This window comes from Chitinophaga sp. YR573 (genome assembly GCF_900110995.1).
Lineage (GTDB): Bacteria > Bacteroidota > Bacteroidia > Chitinophagales > Chitinophagaceae > Chitinophaga.
The window spans coordinates 521,750-543,619 of sequence record NZ_FOJF01000001.1 but is presented as its reverse complement, the minus strand read 5'-3'; the positions used below and the strand labels follow the sequence as shown (position 1 = coordinate 543,619).

Sequence of the window (21,870 nt, the reverse complement as noted above, 5' to 3'; positions counted from 1 at the left end):
TTAAATGTTGTTGTTATAACCTAATAACTGCATAATGACAGGGACGCCTTTGGCACCTCTTTCTTCTGCAATGGCGTATGCTGTCTGTGATGTTTGTGTACCGCTATCTCCCTGTTTCACTTTCTCTCCCAGTTTTCTTCTTTCAGCAGCAGTGAAACTGGCGAATGTGCGGCGTAATAAAGGAAGTACCTGGATAAAAACATCTTCCTGCAGCTGGTGTACCCAGTTGTTCACTACGCGCCACAGATCAGGATCTATCAGCAGTAATGTACCACTGCCTTTTAAGAAACCTTCCAGCCACGCTGCTGCAATACCAGGTGATACCGCTGCTGACATAGCGCTGTAGAATGCCTGTATCAGTTGTTCACTGGTGAATAGTTTATAGTCAGCGAGTAAACGGGTGCTGTACCCGGCTATAACAGGACTGGTATTATTCGCAGCGGCAATCACATGCAGCGTTTGTTGCCATTGCGTGGTGATATCGGGTTCCTGCAGGATGTTCACTGCGTTGTTCATTTGCAGGAACAACTGCAGCAGTTTTTGTGCTGCTTCATCTGCAATACCGGTGCAGGCACCGGGCAGACTGATACAGATACGTGTAATCATCCCTGTTATAATACCAGATACCAGAGCAGCATCTGTTTTACGCACGTTGCCATAGCGACTGATAGTGACTAAAGGCGGAATGACTTCCATCAGCTGGATCACATCTCCTGTTGCAGCAGACTGGTTACTTACCTGCCGGATCAGTGTTTCTACTGCCTGTGGTAATTCAGCTGGTAACGCGTTCTCCAGTAGCTCGCATAGTACTTGTAGAGAGGCCGCGTCGGTAGCCAGGTGTTTTACATAGGCATTCGCCGCTGTTTCCACCGTGTTGCCGTATACACCTTTGTCGATGATTTCTATGATAAAGGCCGGGTCCCATTGTAAGCGCCATTGTTCTTTGAAGGTCCCTTTGCCGCTGATATCTGTTTTCTCTGCCCAGGGGAGTTGCAGTAATTGTAAACGATGTAAAAAGATACTCCTTTCCAGATCGTTTTCCTTTCTTAGATCGAGAACATAATCTTTCCAGTCTGCCGTAGCGGGCAGGCGCAATTTCTTCTGTAATCTTTCTATATCTGATTGTAACGGTGGCTTAGGAATATCAAAAGGAACACTGCCTATTTTATTGCCCACTATCAACTGATCGTGGATCAGTTGCATGAGTACTGATTCTCCGTTGCAGAGTACACTGAGCGTAGCTTCATTGAGTTCTTCCAGTCCGGCCCTTGGCTGTTCCCTCAGGGCAGCCAGGCTTTGTGCCAGACGCACCGCTTCTATGATATGGGCTACAGAAGTATCCATGTCTTTGCTGCGGAATAGCTGGGCTACTTTGGCCATCCAGCGGGTACCATCGTCCTGGGGAAATTCCCAGAGATGGTCGTACCAGCCGGGGCTTTCAATACCTGCGCCATAGCCGCTGTAAAAGCTGAGGCGTTCGTAGGTCCAGGGAATCCAGGTACATTCCACTTTCACTTTAGGGAGCCCTTTCAGCAGGTCGTTGTCTTCTTTCTGGGAAGGCATGGTCGTGAGGGCCGGCACATGCCAGGCACCACAGATCACTGCTATTTCGGTGTACATTTCCTTTTGCGCCTGGCGGATGATCTTTCTCATCCAGGCTTCTCTCAAAGGTTCGTTAGGGTCTTTGTCTGGGGGGGCTAATTCTCTAACGGCGTGAATTGCTTCACTCACTGCTTCGAACACCTGTTCATTGGAAGTACGCTGTTCGAACATCTTTTCCCACCATTTATCGGTGTCGGAGTACCCGTCGGCCCTTGCCAGCCAGCTTACAGGATCTGCTCTGAAAGAGGGTTCTTCCGGTTTCTCCCGCTCAATATTCCTTAATGCAAACACATGTGTCATCGGCATATCCATGAAGCGCACCGGAACATTATGTTCATATGCATACTGGATAGCCTGCCATTCGGGAGAGAAGGCAGCAAAAGGATAAAAGACAGAATGATGCAGGTTATCTACCTGGTATAAGAGAATAGCTACAGGTGGCTGTAGCTCTGTGTTATTACTCCATTGCAATATTGCATCTGCTTCCGGCGGACCTTCCACAAGCACAATGTCGGGTCTTGTGGTTTCCAGGAATTCTTTTACATTCCTGGCGCTGCCCGGCCCATGGTGACGTATGCCTAGTGTATGAATCATTACATCATATTTCTACAGGCTCTGTAAATATCTTTCCAGTCCTCTCTTGTTTTTACTACGGTTTCCAGGTATTCCATCCATACAATTTTATCCTGTACAGGATCTTTTATCACAGCACCGATAATACCTGCAGCCATGTCTTCTGCTGTTAAACGGCCATCTCCGAAATAACCTGCCATTGCAAGTCCGCTGTTCACTACGGATATTGCTTCAGCAGTGCTGAGCGTACCGGAAGGAACTTTCAGTTTGGTTTTGCCATCTGTAGTCACCCCATTGCGTAATTCGCGCATGATGGTTACAATACGGCGGATCTCACCTAACGCAGGTGCTTCGGCAGGAACTTCCATGATCTTTTCAAAACTCTCCACACGACGGCGAACAATATCAATCTCTTCATCTATACTATCCGGTACAGGAAGAATAACCGTGTTGAAACGACGTTTCAACGCGCTGGATAAATCGTTCACACCTTTATCGCGGTTGTTGGCAGTAGCGATCACATTGAAGCCACGCACCGCCTGTACTTCTGTATTGAGTTCAGGGATAGGCAGCATTTTCTCGGAGAGAATAGTGATGAGTGTATCCTGTACATCCGCACCGATACGTGTCAGCTCTTCGATACGAACGATCTTGCCTTCTTTCATGGCACGCATTACAGGCGTTTCCACTACGGCATTGGCACTGGGGCCTTCTGCCAGTAAGCGTGCATAGTTCCAGCCATAACGGATAGACTCTTCACTGGTACCGGCAGTTCCCTGTATGATCATGGTACTGTCACCACTGATCGCAGCAGCCAGGTGTTCACTCACCCAGCTTTTGGCGGTACCAGGTAAGCCGTATAATAACAGCGCCCTGTCTGTAGTGAGGGTAGCCACTGCAATTTCCATTAAGCGCCGGTTACCGATGTATTTGGGTGTTACTTCAAAGCCGTTTTTCAGCTTACCACCTACAAGGTAAGTCACCACAGACTGTGGCGTTAATTTCCAGTTGGCAGGCAGTTTACTGCTATCCTGCTTTTTAAGCTCTTCCAATTCCTGTGCGTATAACTGTTCCGCATGACCGCGTAAAACCTGGGACATATTGTTTGTTTTATGAAAAGGATTGTGTGGTTCTTTGTTTTAATTGCAGCAATTTCCGGATATAGTCTGCATTGGCACGCCAGGTATGTTGCTGGTATGCTTCTGTTGGCAAAAAGTTATCCAGTTCTGCAGCTATCTCTACCGGGATAAAATGAATATACCGGTTGTAAAAGCTACGGTTATACTGATAAGAGTTGGCGGCAGTATGTTTAATGACTGCCCTGGCAATAGGTAGTGTCCATTCACGGGTATTCTCCTGTGTAAGGAAAGGAATCACCATGTCTATCATCTGCTCGAAATTACTCAGCAGATAAGCATCTCTTTCTGTGTCAGATAATAACGGCAACAGGCTTACGTAATGCCTTTCTTTATCCGCAGTAAATAAAGGCGCCCATGTCAGGTCTTTAAATCTTCCGGTAGCTATTACGATGGCAGGGATCAGCTTTGCGGATGTTTTATGACGGCCAAACAACTGTAAGATCTCTGCCGGGGAGGATTGAAGGTATTCTTCCCAGAAATGTGGCGGAATATATCCTACTAACTGGTAGAGAATAAACTCTTCATCAGTAAACTCTTTCTGATTACTGATTTTTTCTATGCCCACTTCGTTGATACCTTCAGGTACCTGGATGGTTAATACGTTTTTGGAAGTTAATCCCAGGAAGGCACTTTCTTTTTTCAATTTAACAGATTCCTGTACTAATTGCCAGTAGTGTTGTATGATAGAAGAAGATGGGATCTGACGAAGTATGTTCAGGGTTTCGTCTTTTACTTTCTGGCTTTTCTCTGTTATAATACTTTCCAGCCATTCCACATCTTTGGCTTCGGGATTTACATTGAATGCTTTCAGCAATTCTGCTTTGCTGTTGGCATTCTCCTGTGCCCAGGTTTCCTGGATCCATTGCCGGGCAAGGGCAGGGTTGGTAGTACGGAGTTGTTCCAGTACTTCTTTCCGTTGTTCCGGTTTACCGGTTAACCAGTGGTCTTCTTCTGTTTCGGCAGCGGTAAAGTTCCAGGACTCGTTAAATGTGCATAACCATTCCCCGCGTTTGCCCATACAATCTTCTACCAGCGTACGCAATTTCTTTTGCTGGGTCGCTTTATCCAGTAAAGCCGGCAACAGGTATGGTAGTATTAGTTGCCCTTTGCGGGAGCATAACTGCAGCCAGAGCTGAAGTAAGCTGTTAGCATCTTCATCCAGAATATCTTTTAATACCTGGGAAGCCTTTGGCACACAGTAAGGCTTTTCTTCTGCCGGAGCTTGCGGAATGACCACTTCTTTGTGTAAAGGTTGCACCCCGCTCTGACGGTAGTTAAATGCCAGGCTGACTATCTGTAAGAATTGTTCTTCTTTATCGATGTTCGTATTACCGGTAATCACTGTTACAGCATTTGACAGTACTCCCGGCAGTTCGTCTGCTGTGACCTGTTTTCTTTTGGTACCCAGCATGGCGGTTTGAATGATATTGTCCCAGAACTGCATAAAATTAGTTTGACAGGGAAATGTAATGGGTTTCTGTTAAGATGCCCAGGGGTTCATAACAATTTTCGTTGCCCAGTACGGCCAGGTTCAGGGGGTTGCCTCCGCTGATGGACAGTAGTTTGTACATCTCGCGGAAGTCTTCCTTTACCTGTACGACTCTGTTGCTGCTATCAGACAGCCACCAGCGGCCTTCATATCGCAAGGGTGTGATTTGCTGCAGCAGGAAAGGTCGGGGTGAGCTGAACGGCAGCGCACTGTTGTAAGCGGTTTCCAGTTCGGCTACCTGTTGCCAGCCGCTAAGGCCGGAGATGGGTGGTACGACTGCGGCCGCCGACTGACTTTTGATGAGCGCACGTAAAGGTTGTGCAGAGGGGTAGAATACCAGTTCTGCATCCAGCAACATTCCCGGAGCGAAGTTGAGCACCATGCTCTGAGCCATAACACTGAACTGTAGTACGAGCGCATATTGTTTAGTAGCGGTACCGTATAGCCAGTTACGTTCTACCGTGAGCGAATCTTCTGTTTCGGTTTGTTTGCTCAGCACCAGCCAGGTATCTTTAATACCGGGCTTTTCCCGCAGTTCTTCCTGACTTTGGGTAAATCCTATATTGCTGCGCAGATCGTCTGTTAAAGCAGCTGGTTTATTCGTATAACCGGCAATCAGCAGGTACATGCGTGCCAACAGATCGGTGAACTCATTTTGCCAGCCTTCTTTGTAAAAGCTGAGGTTACCTGCGTTTTTAACAAGAGTGGCTAGTCCGGGTGCTTTGGCATCTACCATACGCCGGGCCATATCGGTAAAAAAGGAACTGTCTTTTTCCGGGATGCCTACAATGCCGTTACGTACGATGTCTTTGATCCAGAGGAGTAATTCGGACAGTCCGTCTTCTACACTCTGTTCACGGGCGTGTTGCCTTTTGGCCTGAGCTGCTTCATTGACAGGCGTTTTTTTATCTGTAGCTGTATTTTTTGTTTCTCTTTTGGAGATCCATTCACTTACCCAGTCCGGCGCTTCGGTAGTAGTAAAATCAGCGGCATTCCGGGCAAAGAGTATCAGTAAGCCGATACCATGTTTACAGGGGAATTTGCGGCTGGGGCAACTGCATTTAAAGGCCATTCCGGCCAGATCTACCTGGGTACGGTAAGGTTTACTGCCGCTACCCTGGCATTCGCCCCAGAGAGCTTGTTCGTTGGCGCCTTTGGTCACCCATTTTGAAGGACTGCTTAATTCCCTGCCTGCTTTGCGGGATGCATCGTCAGGCGCCAGTGCCATTACTTGTTCTTCTGTCAGTTGCAAAGGATGATTTTTTAATTTGCCTTTTAAAGTAATACAAAATTCCAAAAGTGAACACCTGACGTATCAAAAGCGGACATTTACAATATTACACCTTATTATAAGGTGCTGATAATTAAATCAATATAAACTGGCACTTTCTTGGGGAATCAGGAATTATTAATTTAAGGGCGTATGTTCAAAAACTACTTTAAGATCGCTTTCAGGAATCTTTGGAATAATAAGGTTTTTTCTGCTATTAATATATTGGGTCTTGCCATCGGGTTAGCTATCTGTTTACTGATCACTTTATTTGTGACGGATGAACTGGGTTATGATAAATATAATGAGAAAGCAGATCGCATTTACCGGGTGAATGCAGATTTCCTGGTGAACGGGAGCGCTTTTAAAGAAAGGGTGTCCCCGGCGCAACTGGGCACTACGCTGGTGAATGATTATCCGCAGGTAGAGAACTTCGTGCGTATGATAGATTTTGGGGATATGCTGGTAAAGAAAGGAGAGCAGACACTGGTAGAGCATAATGCTGCCTTTGCAGATTCCACACTGTTTGATGTATTCACATTACCACTCATTACCGGTAATCCCAAAACAGCACTGACGCTGGCTAATACGATGGTGATATCGGAAAGTATGGCAAAAAAATACTTTAATACCACTGATGCTTTAGGCAAAACATTATTGGTAGATAATACCAATACCTATACGATTTCCGGTGTGATGAAAGATATGCCTGCCAGTTCGCATGTACATCTGAGTTTTATCAAGGCCATGGCAGGTAATGATGAAAGTCGGGATGCCAACTGGATGTCTGATAATTTTACTACTTACATTCTGGCAAAGCCCGGTACAGATGAAGCTATGCTGAATAACTATCTGAAGCAGGTAACAAAAAAATACATGGAACCGTCGCTGCTGAAAATGACAGGTAGCAATATTAGTGATTTAGAAAAGAAAGGTGGTCATTTTGGTTATAATGTGATCCCTGTAACAAAAATCCATTTATTCTCTACGCTGACCAGTGAAGTAGAGCCTTCCGGCAATATCCAGTATGTATATAGTTTTATCGTGATTGCCATCATCATATTACTGATTGCCTGTGTTAATTTCATGAACCTTTCTACTGCCCGTTCTGCCGGCAGGTCTAAGGAAGTAGGGGTACGTAAAGTATTGGGTTCTCAACGTTCAAACCTTATCTCACAGTTTCTTGTAGAATCTGTATTAACGAGTTTCATAGCATTGGTACTAGCCATTCTGATGGCTGCTGTCTTATTGCCTTTTCTGAATGAATTATCCGGAAAGCAATTGATGCTAGACATTTTTGCAGCGAACTGGATGTTGGTATCCCTGGTATTGACGGCTATAGTGGTGGGCTTACTGGCTGGCAGTTATCCAGCATTTTTCCTCTCTTCCTTTGAACCGGTGAAGGTATTAAAAGGAAAGATTGCTACAGGTTTTAAGGGAGGATGGTTAAGAAATAGTTTAGTAGTATTCCAGTTTGCCACAGCGGTTATCCTGATAGTAGGTACACTGGTGATTTATAGCCAGTTGAATTATATCAGGAATAAAAAGCTGGGTTATAAAAGAGAACAGGTACTGGTGTTAGGAAATACAGCCTCTTTGTGGATTCATGCACAGACATTTAAAGAGGAGATTTCACATATACCCGGAGTGGAAGCTGTTACGATGGCAGGATCTATGCCTACTACTACCAGTTTCAGTACCGGGATATTTTCCAAAGATGCAGCCCGGAGCGAAGGACAGGTGTTAGGCTTAACGCAATGGAATGTAGATGCGGATTATATACCAACACTGGGCATGGAGCTGGCGCAGGGGAGGAATTTTTCTCCGAAGCTGTCTACGGATTCGCAGACGGTTATCATTAATGAAACGGCAGCCCGTCTGCTGGGCTTTACCAAAGATCCTTTAAATAAGGTATTATATTATGGCGGTAATGCATTGAATGTGATAGGAGTGGTAAAGGATTTTAATGCAGGATCTTTGAGAAGTAAGATCCCGCCGGTAGTGTTTACGTTAAGGGACACAAGAGACCGTATGGCATTGAGGATTACTGCTGATAAGATATCTTCTGTTATTCCGCAGATTGAAAAGGCTTATCATGGAATGGATAAGATGGCTGGTCAGCCTTTTATATATTCCTTCCTGGATGATGATTTTAACCGCCTGTATAATGCGGAACAACGTACAGGTAAGCTGTTTTTATCCTTTGCATTTTTTGCTATCCTGATTGCCTGCCTGGGATTATTCGGACTGGTAACTTATGCGGCAGAGCAGCGTACTAAAGAAATAGGCATTCGTAAAGTACTGGGTTCATCTATCACGGGTATTGTAACGTTATTATCCAAAGACTTTTTAAAACTCGTAGGTATTGCATTGATTATAGGTTCTCCGCTGGCATGGTTTATTATGAACCGCTGGTTAGAAGATTTTGCTTACCGGATTAATATCAGCTGGTGGGTGTTTGCGATGGCTGCATGCTGCGCTATTGCTATCACACTGATCACTGTTAGTTTCCAGACGATCAAAGCAGCGCTGGCTAACCCCGTAAGGAGTTTGAAATCTGAATAAGATCATCCGTTTTTTATTAACCCTCTCAACTTTTCTTCATCTAAGATCCTGATGTTTTTTCCGGAAACATCCAGGATCTTTTGTGTGATGAGTTCATTGGTTAATTTGAAGAGTGTTTCGTAGGTGGTGCCCGCATAGGAAGCGATATCCTGGCGCGTTAAGGTGCTGTTTATTTCACCTTTATCATTTAAACCGAAGATCGCTGCTATTTTAAGGATAGCTTCTGCTATGCGGCTTTTTACATCCATGTGTACCATATTACGCATCCCTCTTTCTGCTTCCTGTAAGTCATTGGCATAATAGAGCATGAGCTGGTAAGTAAGTTCGTTATTTACTTTTAAGGTAGTTCTGAGAAATTCCGGCGTAACGAAACAGGCTGTTACATTTTCCAGTGCAGTGGCGGAAACAGGATAGTGCTGATTGGCAGCCAGTGCCCTGTGACCGAGTACATCTCCTGCAGCGGCGAATTTTACGATAAGATCTTTATCTGCTCCCCATTGTTTATGCACTTTTACTTTACCTGTGTGCAGGAAATAGAAACCAGTAACAGGATCTCCTTCTTTAAAGATCAGTTGTCCTTTCTTGATGGTCAGCAGTTTAGCGTTCGTATTAATGGCGGTAAACCACTCCGGCAGGCTGTACCGGCATAAAAAACAATCGCCATGGCTATGCGTCATATATTGTTTGTGCAATGTTTAATAGTACAAATTTATAAAATTATTGCTGAAAAGTATTGTTTATGTAATACTTTTGTGAAAAATAGTTATTTATGTCAGTTCCAATTGCGCCGTCGCTGGATATTAATATAGAACCGTCTCCGGTTGTTTCAAAAAGAGTGTTGTTTTTGAGTTTGCAGGCTATTGTAAATGCGATTGTGATCGGGTTTGTGGCCAAAGGACTGGTGGCTTTAATCAACCTGATCACTAATTTATCTTTTTACGGGAAGTTTTCTTTTGAGGAAGCGAGTCCTGTCCATAATACGCTGGGGTTATTTGTGATTATAGTACCGGTGATAGGTGGTTTGATAGTAGGAGTGATGGCCAGACTGGGTTCCGCAGCTATCCGCGGGCATGGTATTCCGGAAGCGATGGAGCAGGTGTTGACGAATGACAGTAAGATCAAGCCGATCATTACCTGGCTGAAGCCTTTGTCAGCCGCCTTTGCGATAGGGACTGGTGGTCCGTTTGGTGCAGAAGGGCCTATTATCGCCACAGGTGGGGCATTGGGATCTCTGGCCGGGCAGATCATGCATATTACGCCCAATGAAAGGAAGATTATGCTCACCGCAGGGGCAACGGCTGGTATGGCGGCTATTTTTGGAACACCAATAGCAGCGGTATTGTTAGCGATAGAATTGTTGTTGTTTGAGTTTTCTCCAAGGTCCATTATTCCGGTGGCGCTGGCCTGTGCGACAGGTACCGCCATGCATTTTATATTGTTTGGTACGGCCCCTGTTTTTGCGATGCCGGTTATTCCGGCTGCGGGTTCAGAGGCTATGTTGTGGTATGTTTTGCTGGGAGTGGTTATTGGTGTGATAGCTGCGTTTATTTCTAAAAGCATTTATTTTATTGAAGACCTGTTCGAGCATCTGCCTTTTCACTGGATGTGGTGGCCGGCCATTGGTGCTGTAGCAGTGGGTGTTACCGGGTATTTCGCGCCTTATACATTAGGAGTAGGGTACAGTAATATTTCTTCTTTGCTGAGTGGGAATTTATCTCTTCAGATAGTGTTAGGGTTATGTGTGCTGAAGTTTATTTCCTGGTCTGTTTCTTTAGGTAGTGGTACTTCGGGTGGTACACTGGCCCCCTTACTGACTATCGGTGGAGCAACAGGTGTAGGTTTAGGTATGTTGGTATTAACCCTTTTTCCTCATAGTGATATTAACCTTCCTACCTGTGCATTGATAGGTATGGCGGCTATGTTTGCAGGTGCTGCCAGGGCTTTGTTAACAGCCATCGTATTTGCTTTTGAGACGACAATGCAGCCGCATGGCTTATTACCTTTACTGGGTGCCTGTACAGCCTCTTATTTTGTTTCTTTCTTTCTGATGAAGAGCAGTATTATGACGGAGAAGATACAAAGGCGTGGAGTAGCTACTCCGGATGTATATGGACCTGATGTATTGCAGGGAATAAATGCAGAAGATGCCATGGATAAGACGATTAGCGTGGAAGGAGTACCGGAAGCCTATGTGCATCCGGACAGTAAGCTGAGTGTAGCGATTGCCGTGATGGATAAGTATAATACCGATTATTTACCGGTGGTAGATGATGGTAAAGTAGTAGGTGTATTAACAGCAAAGCTGGTACTTGCTGCCTATGGAAAAAAACACAGAGCGAACGAAGATTATCAGCGTGCCATATCAGTGAAGAGAAGTGGGTATAAACTGATTGTGAAAGGGAAGAATTTTTTGGGTGCAGGGCGGAACCCTGCAAAACCCCTTTAATTTTTTTGTGATGGTGCGAAGCGCCATCACAAAAAAATTACTCTTTGATCAAAATAGACCAATCTAAGCAACTAGTATACTTATTTTAACAGATTCATTAAAAAAGAAATATTACCTTCAACTATATTTTATTGTTGAATGGTATTTAAGAATAAACTACCTGTAAGCTATTTACTCTTTACAGGAAGGGGGAGGATTAACAGACTGACCTACTGGACTGTATCTGTATTCATCTGGACGTCGTTTTACATCCTTTTCAACCTTCTTGAATTTGTAGCAGGCTATAGCGCTACCTGGGCCATTTACCCCATTTTAGGCTGGTCTTTACTGGCAACTGCCATCAAAAGATTACATGACAGCAACAGATCCGGCCATTGGTTATGGCTGATCCTGATCCCTGTTGCCGGGCCTTTGATCCTTATCTTTTTACTGGGTTTTAAGAAAGGAAGTGTACTGCCTAACCGTTATGGGGTAGTACCTGGTTCTGCCCCGGATTATTTTAAGAATCCGCAGGTAGAGACGATTGTGAATGATGTGACCCAACTCAACCCCATCACCGTTGCAAAGGTTGTTATTCCAGCCAGTATTGAGGAGCTGGGAAGTATTATTAAAGATACTTCCGGCGCTATTGCTATTGGCGGTGGCCGGTTTAGCATGGGAGGGCAAACTGCCAGTCCCGGTTGTACGCATATAGATATGCGGAAGCTGAACAGGATTATCGCATTTTCGGCACAGGACAAGACCATTAAAGTAGAGGCGGGGATACGCTGGTGTGATATACAGCAGTATGTAGATCCGCATAACCTGAGTGTGAAGATCATGCAGACCTACGCCAATTTTACGGTGGGGGGATCATTGAGTGTGAATTGTCATGGCAGGTATATTGGATTAGGGGCATTGATCTTATCAGTAAAATCCCTGGAAGTAATTTTAGCTGATGGACAACTGGTGAAAACCTCTGCTACAGAAAAACCGGAGTTGTTCTTTGCCTGTGTGGGTTGTTATAATGCGGTGGCTGTGATAGCTACTGTTGAACTGGAGCTGGAAGAGAATGTAGCGGTGAAAAGAGCGTTTAAGAAAATGAGAAGGAGTCAATATAAAGATTTCTTCATTGAGCATATACGGGATAATAAAGATGTTGTTTTTCATAACGGTGATCTCTATCCGCCTTATTATAAAAATGCAAGAGCGGTCAGCTGGATGAAAACAACGGAGAAGCCTACAGTGAAAACCCGTTTGATGCCTTTGTCTGCTGCTTATCCTATTGAAAGATATTTTATCAGTGCGTTTAGTAAAAGCAAATTCGGAAAGTGGCGCAGGGAATATATTATCGATCCTATTTTATATCTCAGTAAAAAGATTCACTGGCGGAATTATGAAGCCGGGTATGATGTGGCTGAATTAGAGCCTGCATCCAGAGCAGAGAGTACTTATGTGTTGCAGGAATACTTTATCCCTGTACGTCATTTTGATGCTTTCTCTGATCTGATGGCGGAGATTTTTATCAGGCATAATGTGAATACGCTGAATGTATCTGTTCGTCATGCAGCGGCTGACAGTGGGTCTATGATGGCCTGGGCAAGGGAAGAAGTATTTGCATTTGTGGTGTGGTATAAGCAGTATACGAATGAGGTGGAGAAGGGGAAAGTAGGGGTATGGACAAGGGAGCTGATTAATGCGGCTATCGCGTTTAACGGCGCTTATTATCTGCCTTATCAGGCACATGCTACTACAGCGCAATTTCATCTTGCCTATCCTGATGCTAAGAAATTATTTGACCTGAAAGCTAAACTGGATCCCGGTTTTAAATTCAGAAATATACTTTGGGATACTTACTATCAAAAAAAATAAACCATATGAATTCCGAATTCAAAGCTGTTTACTCAGATACCAAATGGAGTGATGATTTTTACCGGTTTTTACAGGTGATCTTTCATTTATATCCTGAAGATAAATTCCATCATCTGATTGCTACTGTTTCTAAAGAAAAGAGTAATGATGAAGAGATTTATAAGACAGTGCAGGCTGGTTTGCCTAAGATAAAAACATTTCTGTCTGAACTGACGTATGCCTTACCTGCACTGAAGAAGCAGAAGAAGGAAATGGCCAGGCAGGTATTGCAGTTGCTGGGAGATAAGACAAAGATAAATGGTTACCTGGAGATCGGTTCTACCGGCAGATATATCAGTGAACTGAGGAAACATATTTCACTGAGCGGGCCTGTTTATCTGACCAATGATATTGTAACAGATTATTCACTGGCGGATATTATGGAGAGAGGACAGATTGCAAAAATAGGTACATTTTTCCCACTGGATTACCAGCCTATCAGTGCTACTCAGATCCCTGATGAAAGTGTAGACCTGGTTACCTGTCATATTGGATTACATCATTGTCCGCACGATTTACTGGATGGGTATATTCAATCTGTTAAACGTGTATTACGCAAGGGTGGCTTATTTATCATGCGTGATCATGATGTGAAGACTCCTGAGATGGCAACGTTTGTATCGCTGGTACACACTGTGTTTAATCTCGGATTGAAAGTAACCTGGGAGACGGATCAATCAGAATTTAAATCTTTTAAATCTATAGATGAATGGAGTAAGATCATCAGCTCTTATGGATTTAAAGATTCCGGTAGCAGGATTTTACAGGAGAGAGATCCTTCGGATAATACGTTGGTTTCGTTTACAAAATTGTAATTATGAAGCGACTGAGGATAATGACACTTTGTACGGTGGTAATAGCAGCATGCATTTTCTTTTTTAAGAAGAGAATGCCTACAACTGTTGCTGCCGGGAAAGGGTTAGTGATAAAAAAGGAATGGCTGACTGTAAATCAGCATCCGTTAACACCTGTGAACGATGTGCGTCCGGCGGATCAGACTTTCCTTACTTTTCCGGAATGGTATCTGGTGTTTAGTCCGGAAGAACAGGCGAATTACTTTAAGCAGTATACTGCCAGTAGTTTTCCTTTTATGAGTCATACTGCACAGATCTGGGAGAGTTATCATATCGTGAATGATCAGATCAAAGATAATTTTCCTGTTAATAAGGGATATCATTTTATGATATGGGTGATAGGGAGCAGTGCTTCTGTGGAGTATTCCATTAAAGCCTGGTATGAGACGGTGATAGGCCGGATAACAGATACCCATGAGGTTATTACAGAAGAGGACAGGTTCAATGCAAAGTTTACACAGGAGTATGTTGATTTCATCAAGGATACCCCCTGGTATGCTTTTGATTTTGGCAGTCGTTTACATGAGTTATGGGGTACTTCTTTTTTCGGAGATCATTTTCTGAGGAAGATAGAGCGGAAGTACATTCTTACTTCCGAGTTGCTGGTGAAGGCAGCTTATGGTAAGCTGATAGGGCTGGGTACCAAGACCGTGTATGAGGAAGCGTTGCTGACTACAGGGGTGGTACTGGATTCAAGATGTGTTTCGTTAAAGGGGGCAAAAGCGTTTGGGGACAGTGCTGTACTGGTGTATGTACCAAGGTATGATGGCTTTAGCAGGGCTGCTGATATATTGGCTCAGAGTGGTTGTAATTTTAAAGAAGTGGCAGGGAATAATTCAGCGATTCTATTGACTGTGCTGGTACCTTCTGCAGATACTGCAACATTTGCAGGTGCTCAGATTGTCTTTACACAGGTGATAGCGTCTAAGCCTTCGCAGAAGCGGGTGGCGTTGGCGGTGCCTGTAACCGGATTAAGCAAATTATTGAAACAGCTTGATGCCGGGAATATCCATGTTGAACATGTATTTGATTTTTAAAAACCATAATATGAAAATAGTTACGCTTATAGCTTTGCTTTTTATTACAGTGAGTGTGAGCGGTCAGGTAAAGAGATTGTACCTGGAAGAGCTGGCAAAGAATGATAAGATTAAAGTGTTTAATCGTGAGCTGACGGCAAGGAATTCCGGTGGCAGGAGTTGTGTGCATCTTTCTGAAGCCAATGGGGATGGTGTAGCATGGATAGAGGGGCTGGATTTTTCCAATGGGATTATTGAGATTGATCTGAAGGGGAGGGATGTTTCCCAGCAGAGTTTTTTAGGAGTGGCTTTTCATGTGAAGAGTCAAAAGGTGCTGGACGCTGTTTATTTCCGGCCTTTTAATTTTCAGTCTAAGGATGCGGTGAAGAAAAGCCATGCTGTACAGTATGTATCCCATCCGGATTTCCCCTGGGAGGTATTAAGGAATAAGTATCCAGGTAAATATGAGCAGGCGGTTAACCCGGCCCCGGGGCCTGATGACTGGTTTCATGTAAAGATAGTAGTAGAGTATCCACAGGTAATGGTATATGTGAACCGTAATACGGAACCTAGCTTAACAGTGACCAAATTAAACCAGCGTACCTCAGGGAAGGTAGGTTTATGGGTGGGTAATGGTTCTGACGGGGACTTCACCGGTTTGCAGATTCAGCAGAAATAAACTCATTTGGGTGCAGGGCGAAGCCCTGCAAAAACCCTTCTCTTTTTTATAATGGTGCGAAACACCATTATAAAAAAGAGATTTTATTTTCAATAAATATATTTTATGTTGTTGATTATTAATAAGTTACTGTTTTTGACCCCCTTTTCTTTAAAAATATCTTTCATCCCAGGCAACCATTCTCCTCTGTTCACGTATTATTATTGTAGAACGACAAATTTTGACCATTACTAAATTGATTTGGAACAACTGATAGCAATAATAGATGGGTGCCAGAATAAGCAGTCCAGATGCCAAAAGCTTCTGTATGAGCGCTATTATGGCTATGCATTTAAGATCGTTTTCAGGTATATTTATAGGTACGAAAGGTCGGCAGACATCGTAAATGATGGTTTTGTTAAGTTATTCAGCCATTTTGAGCGGTTTAGTTATGAAGAAACCGAGGATGCGGAAAAGATGCTCATGGGCTGGATAAGGAAGATAATGGTGAATACGGCGATTGATGAATTGCGTAGAAAGAACATGATTCCCGAGATAGGGGGGATTCCCGATTACGTATGGGAGGAAGCCTATGATGGTGAATCGGCAGAACAAAAGCTGTATTATAAGGAGCTGATTGTATTGATAAAGGAGTTGCCCCCTTCTTACCAGGTCGCATTTAACATGTATGTAATAGATGGCTTTTCCCACCAGGAGATAGCGGATAAGCTTCGTATCAGTATAGGGGCATCCAAGTCCAACCTGGCAAAGGCAAGGGCACATTTAAAGAAGAAATTAAGTAATGATACACAGGAATTTGATGTATGCAGCTTCTAGATGACGATATGGACGAATTATTTCGTAAGGCAGCTTCGCAGTATCCCCTAAAGACTGACGGACAGGATTGGGATGCGGTAATGCGTAGGTTGTCTGAGTCTTCTGCTTCTGAGAAGAAGCCTGCTTCCTCATTCAACAAATTGCTGAGGTGGTGGTGGAGACCGATGCTGGTATTGCTGGTATTGGGAGTTAGTATTCCATCATTGGAAACGGGAGATTTATTACCGCTTACAGATGGTGAAACTGGTATAACAAGTGTAAATAGTAATAAAAATAATGTAGGCGTTCCTGTTGCTAAAAAAGTATCAAAAACTGATGCAAATAGTAATAATAATATTCCGGTAACTGAGAGCGTACCAGAAACTGATGTAAATACTAAAATTAAAAAACTGGTAATCAACAATAATAATATTTACAGGCCCGTTATTGCATCGAACAGTGATAATAATAACAGCGTAAACAAAACTATTTCAGAGAAAACAGTGAACAATACAACCGGAATTACTTTATCCGGTGCCGACAATGATATCGTACCACCTTTAAGCATACACGTATTGCCTTCTGCCAATGCAGGAGAATGGAGTATATCTGCCGCATTGCAGCCTGTAAAGAAACCAGTAATAACTACATCACCTGTGGTTGAAAAAATGGATGTTCCTGTAAAGGTGCAGAAAGGTTTGTATGTAGGGATTGTTGCCAGTCCGGATATCAGTACAGTGAAATTACAGCATGTAAGCAAGGTAGGATACAATGCAGGGATTGTAGTAGGGTATAGGATCTCCAGGCGCGTAGCCGTTGAAACAGGGGTATTGCTTGAAAAGAAATATTATTATTCAGATGGTAGTCATTTCAGCACAAAAAAGATACCGATACCATCAGATACGAAGATTATCAATGTAGATGGTTGGTGTAATATGATTGAGATACCTGTTACAGTGAGATATGTTTTTGGTATAAAAGAGAAGAGCAACTGGTATGTGAATGGGGGGCTTACTTCTTATATCATGAACAGGGAGAATTATGCTTATAAGTATGAGGTGAACAATTGGGTTGATACGAAAACCTGGGACTATAGAAACTCCACCCGTAACTGGTTTTCTATTATACATGCAGGGGTAGGTTATGAGCATCGCTTAGGTGCTGTAGGTACATTGCGTGTAGAGCCATATCTGAATATACCTGCTGGTGGGGTAGGAATTGGTAATCTGCCAATAACGAGTGTGGGCCTTAACGTTGGTATTACAAGACCAATCCGTTTTTAGTTTTTAAATCAAACATTACATAATGCGAAAAAGGATCATCATTTTCGCAGGGGTAATCCTGTGCCTTACAGCCATGGCCATAGGTTATCACCTGTACAATATGCCCAGAACTACTGCGGCTGAAATGAGTGCGGATAAACTGGTATCTGCCAAAGAGTTATTTGATGCTTATACAAAGGATGAACAGGCTGCGGATACGCAGTATGGGAATAAAGTACTTGAAATAACAGGAACTGTGCTGGATGTGCAGAAAAGTGGAAAAGATCTGTCTGTGTTATTGGCGGGCGAGGGTAGTGGAGGAGGTGTGAATTGCACAATGGTAGGTGATGTAGCTGCTCCGCCTAAGGGATCGCTGATACATGTGAAGGGCCGTTGTACAGGGTTCTTAATGGATGTAAGTATTATAGATGCAACTATCGTCAACAAATAAACCGTTAAAATTATGAAGAAAGTACTCCTCACATTAGCTGCAATAATCATTGTCTGTAACCTGATGATGGTATCATCCTGTTCTAAAAGTAATGAAGCCGACCTTGCTGCGGACACAACTGGTACTGGTGGTAGCAGCTGCGACACTGTTAATATGAAATATGCAACCAATGTACAGCCTATTATTTCTTCTTACTGTTACGGTTGTCATACTACAGGAGCTGCTTCCGGTGGTGTAGCACTGGATAGTTATGCCAAGCTGAAAGCACAGGTAGATAATGGTAATCTGATTGGTGTTATTACACATGCTTCAGGTTATCCTGCTATGCCGCAGGGTGGCTCTAAATTGTCTGATTGTAATATCAACATTATCAAGGACTGGATTAACCGTGGTACACAAAATAACTAATTTATGAAAGTATTATATTCAATCATACTGGCCAGTATGTTATACATACCAGCGCAGGCACAGTCGTGGATTACGCGCAATGGCAAAATAAGTTTCTATTCGAAGACACCAATGGAAGATATCAAGGCTGTTAACAGTCAGGTTTTTGCTGCCATTGATGCCTCGAAGAAAACGATTGCCTTTACATTACTGCAAAAGAATTTTCTTTTTGAGAAACAGCTGATGCAGGACCATTTCAACGAGAATTATGTGGAGAGTGATAAATTCCCAAAGGCACAGTTTGAGGGTACTATCACAGGAAATATCGGTACAACACCTGGTGTGTATAAAGTGCAGATTGATGGTAAGCTTACCATGCACGGAGTTACCAAACCTGTTAGTATGCCTGCAGAACTGAATCTGCAGCAGGGAAAGCTGGTGGGTAAATCTGCTTTCAGCATCAAGCCATCAGATTATAATATTAAGATACCATCATTAGTTAAAGACAAAATTGCGGCAGAGATACCTGTACAGGTGAGTGCTGAATTTTTACCTAAATAGTTTGTTTTATGCAAAAAACAGCATTCTTATTTCTTTTATTAGTAGCGGGTAACCGGTTAATGGCACAGGATAACAGCCTGTTGCAGTCTTTGGATGATTCACTCAGCACGCAGCAAAAGCATGAAGTAGTAACGGGTACATTCAAAGCTACGCAGATAGTAAATTTACCTACGGTAGAATCTCCGGGTAAACAGAGTTTACAGTTTATGATTATGCACCGTTTCGGGAAACTGAATGGTGGTGCGTATGAATTGTTTGGACTGGACAATGCCTCTATCCGTTTTGGATTGGATTATGGTATTACGGACAGGCTGGCTGTAGGTCTGGGCAGGAGTTCTGAGGATAAGACCTTTGACGGTTCACTGAAGTATAAACTGTTGCAGCAGACAACACACCAGATACCTGTATCTGTGAGTTTGTATGGACTGGTAACGAACTATACACAGCGTTATACAGATAAGCCTTATCTGGATGCACGTTATCGTACCGCTTATACCACGCAGGTAATTATTGCACGTAAGTTTACGCGTAATTTATCACTGGAAGTGGTGCCGGCATGGATGCACTTTAACCTGGTGCCTACAGCACAGGATAAGAGTGATGTTTTTGCAGTGAGTGCAGGTGGACGTATGAAGTTCACCAAACGAATGAGTATCACAGCAGAATATAATTATCTTTTACCTGATCAGGTAGTGACTACAAGCGTAAAAAGTTCCATATCTCTTGGAATAGATATTGAAACGGGAGGACACGTATTTCAGCTGGTGTTTACCAATGCCAGCGGAATGGTAGGACCTTATTATCTTGCTAAGACGACGGGAACCTGGGGCAAAGGAGATATCTTCTTCGGATTCAATGTTACAAGAGCATTCAATTTTAAGAAGTAGATCCATAACCTATGCTATCGTGTGCCCTCCGGATATTATCCGGGGGGCTTTTTTGTATTTGTTGCAAAATTGCGACGAAAGGGCGTAAATCATCTACAAATAATTTACGCCCTTTTTCATGTAAAAACGGTACTGGTCAGGGAAATTAAGCTGTCTGTCGGCAAATATCCGCGATGCTTATATTATTGTTGGGCATGATGTGGGATAGCTATTATTTTCCGCTGTATGACTTATGCCAGCCGTTTAAATAGCCGGTTGTGGGAACCAGTGGATAACAGACCGCTGATTGTTTTCCGCATCCTGCTAGGATTTTTATTGTTCCTGGAATGCACAAATGACATGATATCCGGTAAAGTTGCGGAGCTGTTTATCAACCCGGCATTTACTTTTCCTTTTATCGGTTTCGAATGGTTACAACCTTTACCAGGAAATGGTATGTATATCTATTTTTCTATCATGGGCCTGTTGGGAATAATGATTATGACAGGTGCGTTTTACAGGATAGTGATGGCTGTGTTTACTGTGATGTGGACGATTATCTACCTGATGCAGAAATGTGATTATAACAATCATTATTACCTGATGATCCTTGTTTGTTTACTGATGTGTTTTATGCCTGCGCATCATCGTTTTGCTGTGGGGAATGTGAAGAAAAGTAATGTTTGTCCCAGATGGGTAGGCTGGTTGTTTATTATTCAGTTTGGTATTGTATATACTTTTGCGGCTATCAATAAAATCAATGCGGAATGGCTTAGCGGCAGGTATATGAAATACCTGATGACCGGAATGGATTATTCTTTTTTACAGGAGAGAAGTGTACAGCTATTCCTTTGTTATAGTGGTTTATTATTCGATCTGCTGATTACGCCATTGTTATTGTATAAGCGGACAAGAATTTTTGCTTTCTGCATGGCATGTGTTTTTCATCTGTTCAATGCATTTATTTTTAACATAGGTATCTTTCCTTTCCTGTCTTTGTCTGCTATGATCTTTTTCTTTCCTGAAACCCGTGTGCGGCGGCCAGTCGTAGATGGTAAAAGTAAGATAGGGATGTATGTGATGGGGACGTATTTATTGATCCAGTTGTTATTACCTGTACGTTATCTGTTATACGGCACAGACCCTAACTGGACTGGAGAAGGATTCCGTATGAGCTGGCGGATGATGTTGTGTAATAAATCCGGATGGGTATATTTCAGGATCACAGATCCTGATTCCGGAAAGACCTGGATAGATGAACCGGAGAACAGACTGAATTATATTACGCTCAATTCATTGGTAGGATTGCCGGATATGATATGGCAATATGCACAAAGACTGAAAGAGGAATGTAATAAAAAAGGGCTCCCGCATGTAAGGATTTATGTGATGAGCCAGGTGAGTTTAAACGGAGGGAAACCACAGTTCCTCATAGATCCGAATACGGATCTTGCAGCTGTAAAATGGGAACCATACAGACATTCGAAGTGGATTGTACCTTTACAATAGAATTTTGTTTGTAACTTCTCACTACGCAGATAGTGTAGTAAGTGAATGATTAGTTTCGGGACCTGAGAGATGTGCTTTGTTTCACGTTAAACCAAAAAACACCAAAATGGGATCCTCAAAAGTAACACAGGAGAGTATCGCTACAGACGATGCTTTCGACCTGATGGTTGATAATCTACGAATTTTATTTGATGGTAAAGCAGACCTGGACAGCTACAATGATTTGTTTGAGCAGGTGCAGGAATTGGCTGCTATGACCAGGAAGGTAGTAAGGGAAGATGTATTCAGCCCTTTAACAGATCAGCAGCTAAATCTTCAATACCCGGACGCAGTAAGTGGTATGCAGGTGATATGCCCCTTTATTACAGGTGGGGGAGAGCTGTATGAGAAATTTAATGATACCAGTGATGCCTGGTTCCGTTTGTATATGAGCAAAGGGACGGGTGTTAGTAGTCCTGGCGTTATGCTGAGCCTTGAAATCGGAAACTTTGTTTAGTCAGTACCCCCCAAAAAGAA

19 protein-coding genes are annotated in these 21,870 nt (G+C 43.2%); 14 read left to right on the top strand and 5 right to left on the bottom strand.

The genetic code is table 11. The features are described from left to right. Genes BMW86_RS02365 through BMW86_RS02350 form a run of 4 tightly spaced genes read right to left on the bottom strand, consistent with a single transcriptional unit; the run spans position 1 to position 6,055 of the window. Positions 1-2,196 (bottom strand): DUF5682 family protein, encoded by a 2,196-nt coding sequence (locus BMW86_RS02365; protein ID WP_089778600.1) that lies wholly within the window; start codon positions 2,194-2,196, stop codon positions 1-3. Continuing rightward, positions 2,196-3,275, bottom strand: coding sequence for an ATP-binding protein (locus tag BMW86_RS02360; protein WP_089778598.1), 1,080 nt, complete (start codon positions 3,273-3,275; stop codon positions 2,196-2,198). The genes BMW86_RS02365 and BMW86_RS02360 overlap by 1 nt, the downstream gene beginning before the upstream one ends. 10 nt (positions 3,276-3,285) lie before the next feature. Further along, positions 3,286-4,758 carry a DUF5691 domain-containing protein gene (locus BMW86_RS02355; RefSeq protein WP_089778596.1) on the bottom strand — a complete coding sequence of 491 codons (1,473 nt, stop codon included), beginning with the start codon at positions 4,756-4,758 and terminating at the stop codon, positions 3,286-3,288. Positions 4,759-4,762: 4 nt separating this feature from the next. Next, positions 4,763-6,055 carry an SWIM zinc finger family protein gene (locus BMW86_RS02350; protein WP_089783524.1) on the bottom strand — a complete coding sequence of 431 codons (1,293 nt, stop codon included), beginning with the start codon at positions 6,053-6,055 and terminating at the stop codon, positions 4,763-4,765. Positions 6,056-6,226: 171 nt separating this feature from the next. On the opposite strand from BMW86_RS02350, the gene BMW86_RS02345 reads away from it, so the two are divergent. Next, positions 6,227-8,638 (top strand): ABC transporter permease, encoded by a 2,412-nt coding sequence (locus BMW86_RS02345; RefSeq protein WP_089778594.1) that lies wholly within the window; start codon positions 6,227-6,229, stop codon positions 8,636-8,638. Between the two features lie 2 nt (positions 8,639-8,640). Here BMW86_RS02345 and BMW86_RS02340 read toward each other — a convergent pair whose 3' ends face one another. Continuing rightward, positions 8,641-9,315 (bottom strand): Crp/Fnr family transcriptional regulator, encoded by a 675-nt coding sequence (locus tag BMW86_RS02340; protein ID WP_089778592.1) that lies wholly within the window; start codon positions 9,313-9,315, stop codon positions 8,641-8,643. Positions 9,316-9,407: 92 nt separating this feature from the next. Here BMW86_RS02340 and BMW86_RS02335 point away from each other — a divergent pair, with 92 nt between their 5' ends. From BMW86_RS02335 to BMW86_RS02280, 13 genes are all read left to right on the top strand, one after another. Further along, the gene (locus BMW86_RS02335; RefSeq protein ID WP_089778590.1) at positions 9,408-11,084 is read left to right on the top strand and encodes a chloride channel protein; all 1,677 of its coding nucleotides are present in this window, start codon (positions 9,408-9,410) and stop codon (positions 11,082-11,084) included. 138 nt (positions 11,085-11,222) lie between these two features. Beyond that, a complete protein-coding gene (locus BMW86_RS02330; RefSeq protein WP_218149100.1) occupies positions 11,223-12,935 on the top strand; it encodes an FAD-binding protein in 1,713 nt (570 codons plus the stop codon). A 5-nt stretch (positions 12,936-12,940) separates the two neighbouring features. After that, positions 12,941-13,789: a class I SAM-dependent methyltransferase gene (locus BMW86_RS32970; protein WP_218149099.1), complete on the top strand. Its 849-nt coding sequence runs from the start codon at positions 12,941-12,943 to the stop codon at positions 13,787-13,789. Between the two features lie 2 nt (positions 13,790-13,791). Then, on the top strand, positions 13,792-14,865 hold the full coding sequence (locus BMW86_RS02325; protein ID WP_143056458.1) for a hypothetical protein: 1,074 nt from the start codon (positions 13,792-13,794) through the stop codon (positions 14,863-14,865). A gap of 10 nt (positions 14,866-14,875) precedes the next feature. Then, positions 14,876-15,523: a hypothetical protein gene (locus BMW86_RS02320; RefSeq protein WP_143056457.1), complete on the top strand. Its 648-nt coding sequence runs from the start codon at positions 14,876-14,878 to the stop codon at positions 15,521-15,523. A gap of 240 nt (positions 15,524-15,763) precedes the next feature. After that, positions 15,764-16,339, top strand: a complete 576-nt coding sequence (locus BMW86_RS02315) for an RNA polymerase sigma factor (RefSeq protein ID WP_089778584.1) — start codon at positions 15,764-15,766, stop codon at positions 16,337-16,339. Between the two features lie 8 nt (positions 16,340-16,347). Further along, positions 16,348-17,601 carry a porin family protein gene (locus BMW86_RS02310; protein ID WP_089778582.1) on the top strand — a complete coding sequence of 418 codons (1,254 nt, stop codon included), beginning with the start codon at positions 16,348-16,350 and terminating at the stop codon, positions 17,599-17,601. A gap of 22 nt (positions 17,602-17,623) precedes the next feature. After that, entirely contained in the window at positions 17,624-18,031 is a 408-nt protein-coding gene (locus tag BMW86_RS02305) for an OB-fold protein (protein ID WP_089778580.1), read from the top strand. Positions 18,032-18,043: 12 nt separating this feature from the next. Further along, positions 18,044-18,439: a c-type cytochrome gene (locus BMW86_RS02300; RefSeq protein WP_089778578.1), complete on the top strand. Its 396-nt coding sequence runs from the start codon at positions 18,044-18,046 to the stop codon at positions 18,437-18,439. A 3-nt stretch (positions 18,440-18,442) separates the two neighbouring features. Further along, the gene (locus BMW86_RS02295) at positions 18,443-18,979 is read left to right on the top strand and encodes a YceI family protein (protein ID WP_089778575.1); all 537 of its coding nucleotides are present in this window, start codon (positions 18,443-18,445) and stop codon (positions 18,977-18,979) included. Between the two features lie 8 nt (positions 18,980-18,987). Then, a complete protein-coding gene (locus BMW86_RS02290; protein ID WP_089778573.1) occupies positions 18,988-19,866 on the top strand; it encodes a DUF5777 family beta-barrel protein in 879 nt (292 codons plus the stop codon). Between the two features lie 225 nt (positions 19,867-20,091). Further along, positions 20,092-21,354: an HTTM domain-containing protein gene (locus BMW86_RS02285; protein ID WP_089778571.1), complete on the top strand. Its 1,263-nt coding sequence runs from the start codon at positions 20,092-20,094 to the stop codon at positions 21,352-21,354. A 106-nt stretch (positions 21,355-21,460) separates the two neighbouring features. Beyond that, positions 21,461-21,850 (top strand): hypothetical protein, encoded by a 390-nt coding sequence (locus BMW86_RS02280; RefSeq protein WP_089778569.1) that lies wholly within the window; start codon positions 21,461-21,463, stop codon positions 21,848-21,850. Positions 21,851-21,870 lie beyond the last annotated feature (20 nt).

Excerpts from the sequence above, each read along its gene's own strand:
- BMW86_RS02360 (WP_089778598.1), bottom strand. The coding sequence starts at position 3,275 with ATGTCCCAGGTTTTACGCGGTCATGCGGAACAGTTATACGCACAGGAA.
- BMW86_RS02330 (WP_218149100.1), top strand. The coding sequence starts at position 11,223 with ATGGTATTTAAGAATAAACTACCTGTAAGCTATTTACTCTTTACAGGA.
- BMW86_RS02310 (WP_089778582.1), top strand. The coding sequence starts at position 16,348 with ATGGACGAATTATTTCGTAAGGCAGCTTCGCAGTATCCCCTAAAGACT.
- BMW86_RS02320 (WP_143056457.1), top strand. The coding sequence starts at position 14,876 with ATGAAAATAGTTACGCTTATAGCTTTGCTTTTTATTACAGTGAGTGTG.
- BMW86_RS02300 (WP_089778578.1), top strand. The coding sequence starts at position 18,044 with ATGAAGAAAGTACTCCTCACATTAGCTGCAATAATCATTGTCTGTAAC.
- BMW86_RS02280 (WP_089778569.1), top strand. The coding sequence starts at position 21,461 with ATGGGATCCTCAAAAGTAACACAGGAGAGTATCGCTACAGACGATGCT.
- BMW86_RS02305 (WP_089778580.1), top strand. The coding sequence starts at position 17,624 with ATGCGAAAAAGGATCATCATTTTCGCAGGGGTAATCCTGTGCCTTACA.
- BMW86_RS32970 (WP_218149099.1), top strand. The coding sequence starts at position 12,941 with ATGAATTCCGAATTCAAAGCTGTTTACTCAGATACCAAATGGAGTGAT.
- BMW86_RS02355 (WP_089778596.1), bottom strand. The coding sequence starts at position 4,758 with ATGCAGTTCTGGGACAATATCATTCAAACCGCCATGCTGGGTACCAAA.
- BMW86_RS02295 (WP_089778575.1), top strand. The coding sequence starts at position 18,443 with ATGAAAGTATTATATTCAATCATACTGGCCAGTATGTTATACATACCA.
- BMW86_RS02290 (WP_089778573.1), top strand. The coding sequence starts at position 18,988 with ATGCAAAAAACAGCATTCTTATTTCTTTTATTAGTAGCGGGTAACCGG.
- BMW86_RS02345 (WP_089778594.1), top strand. The coding sequence starts at position 6,227 with ATGTTCAAAAACTACTTTAAGATCGCTTTCAGGAATCTTTGGAATAAT.
- BMW86_RS02285 (WP_089778571.1), top strand. The coding sequence starts at position 20,092 with ATGACTTATGCCAGCCGTTTAAATAGCCGGTTGTGGGAACCAGTGGAT.
- BMW86_RS02340 (WP_089778592.1), bottom strand. The coding sequence starts at position 9,315 with ATGACGCATAGCCATGGCGATTGTTTTTTATGCCGGTACAGCCTGCCG.
- BMW86_RS02365 (WP_089778600.1), bottom strand. The coding sequence starts at position 2,196 with ATGATTCATACACTAGGCATACGTCACCATGGGCCGGGCAGCGCCAGG.
- BMW86_RS02325 (WP_143056458.1), top strand. The coding sequence starts at position 13,792 with ATGAAGCGACTGAGGATAATGACACTTTGTACGGTGGTAATAGCAGCA.
- BMW86_RS02335 (WP_089778590.1), top strand. The coding sequence starts at position 9,408 with ATGTCAGTTCCAATTGCGCCGTCGCTGGATATTAATATAGAACCGTCT.